Below are 2919 nucleotides of genomic sequence, written 5' to 3' on the forward strand. Positions count from 1 at the left end.
AGGCTGATAATGCTTCCATTTGAATACATTTTCCTTTTCCATACTGATCACACACTTTTTACAGAGTAGTAGTATCCGTATGTCCAAGTTTGATAGATTTTTTGCACCAGAACCGAAAATGAAGTTCCAGGGGACAGATCCAGTTCCTTATTAAATGCAATACCAATTCTAACAACAATATAGCGCTATGATAGAAGAAATTAATAAGGTGCAACAAGCGAATCTGTTAGAAATGGAAAAGAGATTAGGTGATCGTATAGATCAAAGGAATAAATTAATCGAGAAAGATATGAAAGATCGGGGGGAACATGAAGAAAGGATAGAAAAAGGCTAGAGCTAAAAGATGAAAATCTTATGAAGATGGTCAGAGAGATTCAAGATGCTAAACGTAGTATCTCCAAAATTATCTTTTGTAGTTGAAGTTTTCCAAATAATAAGTTACATTTTAAAAGTTCAAGCAACTTTATGACAGTGCAAAAAGGGGAGAAATATTGTTATTATGCAAAAAATAAAATGGAAGAACTATGTATGTTATTTTGTTATTCTTATGCTTCTTGGAACAGCAGTAACAGTCAAACCAGCTATCTCTAAGGCTGAGGAATCTGATGTTAATATTACATTGTTGGGTACTGCAGATATTCATGGCCGATTTATGCCTTGGGATTATGCGCTTGATGGTGCAAATACGAGTGGAAGTTTAACGCAGCTTTATACGGTTATAAAGAAGGTACGTCAAGAAAATCCGAATACCATATTATTAGATGCCGGGGATACAATTCAAGGAAACTCAGTAGAATTATTCAATGATAAGCCACAATCGCCAATGATGGTAGCGATGAACGCAATGGGATATGATGCTTGGGCATTTGGAAATCATGAATTCAACTTTGGATTAGATACATTGAAAAAAGTTAGTGAGCAATATAAGGGAAAGACGTTAGCAGGAAATATTTATAAGGAGAATGGAGAGCGTTTTCTTCCTGCATATACGATTGTTGAAAAAGGTGGAATTAAAGTTGGGATTATTGGCATGAATACACCAATGATTAGTGATTTTGAAAAAGGAACAGATCATTTGGATGGTTTAGTGGTGAAAAATCCAGTTGAAGAGACAAAAAGGGCAATTAAAGAATTAGAAGGTAAAGTAGATGTAATGGTAGGGGTTATGCATATGGGACTAGAAAATGAGAATGGAATCCCTGGTACTGGGGTTCAAGATATTGCGAATGCTTGTCCGGAACTAAGCGCTATTTTTGCAGCTCATATGCATAAACTTGTAAAAAAAGAAGTTGTAAATGGTGTTATTATTACAGAACCAGATAAATATGGAACACATATCTCACGTATTGATCTTACTTTTACAAAGCAAGATGGAAAACTGGTTTTAAAAGATAAAACAGCTACCGCATTACCTGTAAAAAATGTTGATGGAACAACGGTATTATCTGATCCTACACTTGAAGAAACACTAACACCTTTTCACGAGTATGCGAGAGAAGATGCAAATGTTGTAGTCGCTCAATTAAAGGGTAGAAATCTTGTTCCTGAAAATGAAATAAAGGGTATTCCAAGTGTGCAAATTCAAGAGACACCTTTATCAGATTTCTTTCATGAAGTCATGCTCTATTACAGCAAAGCAGATGTAGTAGCCCATCAAATTGATAACGATTATGCCCGTTTGGATGTAGGTCCTATTAAGAAGAAAGATATTGCGTATAATTACCAATATGCTTTGGGAGAAATTACAGTATATAAGATAACTGGGAAAGATTTAAAAGACTACATGGAATGGGCGGCAGGGTATTTTAACTCATCTCGTGCCGGAGATGTAACAGTTAGCTTTGATAAAACCCGCCGTGCGTCTAAATACAGTACGAACGATTTCTTTGGAGGCGTAAAATACGAAATTGACTTAACAAAACCATATGGAAGTAGAATTACAAATTTACGATCTATTCGTACAAATAAACCAATCAAAATGAGCGATGTTATGACGCTGGGAATGAATGCATATAGAATGGAGGCTCTTCAGGCAAAAGGGGGAGCTTTAGAGGGACGTAAGTTTGAACAAATTTGGTCATCTAAACAAGAGAATGCATTCGGAGAAACAGGTGGAACCATTCGTAACCTTGCTATTACATATTTAAAAGAGGTAAAGAATGGTGTATACACGCCAAAAGTTATGCATAATTGGAAAATTACTGGTGTAGATACACATTCTTCAGAGCATAAGGCTGTAGTGGATCTTGTAAATAAAGGGATTTTAGAAATTCCAAAAACAGAAGATGGAAAATATACAAATGTAGCATCTATAAATACTAAAGATTCAATTACAAAAGAAGAGATTGTAGCACTCTCTCAAAAAGCTAATATTAATCCGAATCAGTTTAATCATGTAAAAACAAAAGGTGAATTTTACAAAAAACTTAATAGGGTTATAAAAAAAATATAAGAAAAATGGTTCTGGTGCAAAAAATCTATCAAACTTAGACATACTATTACTCTACAAAGGTTTGTGATCGGTATGGAAATAAAACATTTGTTCAAGTGGAAGCATTATAAGCCTGACATTATTTTGTTAACAGTGAGATGGTACAGCATAAGTTATATGAAACGTATGGAAATATAGAGAATCATCGATAAAAAAATTCCCCGTATCTGTTTAATGATCCGGGGAATTTTTTATTTGAATAATCCTTTTCCAGCTTCTTTATACGTATCATTCCAAAGGGCAAGAAATTGGTTATATACAAAGCGACTGCAACCGATCGTTTTAGCAATTATTATTTCTGGATACGGTGGAACAATTAGGCGCAATGGATGATAAGGTGTCGGATAGCATTATTAATACTTGGAATCAACAAATTGAGGTGTGCAAATGCCCTTGTAGAAAAGGAAAAATCCTTCATAAAGGTAATT

Annotated in this window: 1 protein-coding gene and 3 pseudogenes; 3 read left to right on the plus strand and 1 reads right to left on the minus strand. The window is 34.5% G+C overall.

From position 1 onward, the window contains the following. Positions 1-124: 124 nt before the first annotated feature. The 3 genes and pseudogenes from CQZ94_RS30390 to CQZ94_RS32535 form a co-directional block, all read left to right on the plus strand. Positions 125-420: pseudogene (locus tag CQZ94_RS30390) on the plus strand (DUF3967 domain-containing protein); the annotation flags it as partial. Positions 421-499: 79 nt separating this feature from the next. After that, positions 500-2452: a bifunctional metallophosphatase/5'-nucleotidase gene (locus CQZ94_RS30395; RefSeq protein ID WP_105588396.1), complete on the plus strand. Its 1953-nt coding sequence runs from the start codon at positions 500-502 to the stop codon at positions 2450-2452. Between the two features lie 72 nt (positions 2453-2524). Next, a pseudogene (locus tag CQZ94_RS32535) lies at positions 2525-2596 on the plus strand (IS6 family transposase); the annotation flags it as partial. Positions 2597-2691: 95 nt separating this feature from the next. On the opposite strand, the pseudogene CQZ94_RS30400 reads toward CQZ94_RS32535, so the two are convergent. Further along, positions 2692-2817: pseudogene (locus tag CQZ94_RS30400) on the minus strand (helix-turn-helix domain-containing protein); the annotation flags it as partial. Positions 2818-2919: the final 102 nt, after the last annotated feature.

This window comes from Bacillus sp. MYb209, from assembly GCF_002975175.1.
Taxonomy (GTDB): Bacteria; Bacillota; Bacilli; order Bacillales; family Bacillaceae_G; genus Bacillus_A.

Coding starts and splice junctions, on each gene's coding strand:
- CQZ94_RS30395 (WP_105588396.1), top strand. CDS start 500: ATGCAAAAAATAAAATGGAAGAACTATGTATGTTATTTTGTTATTCTT.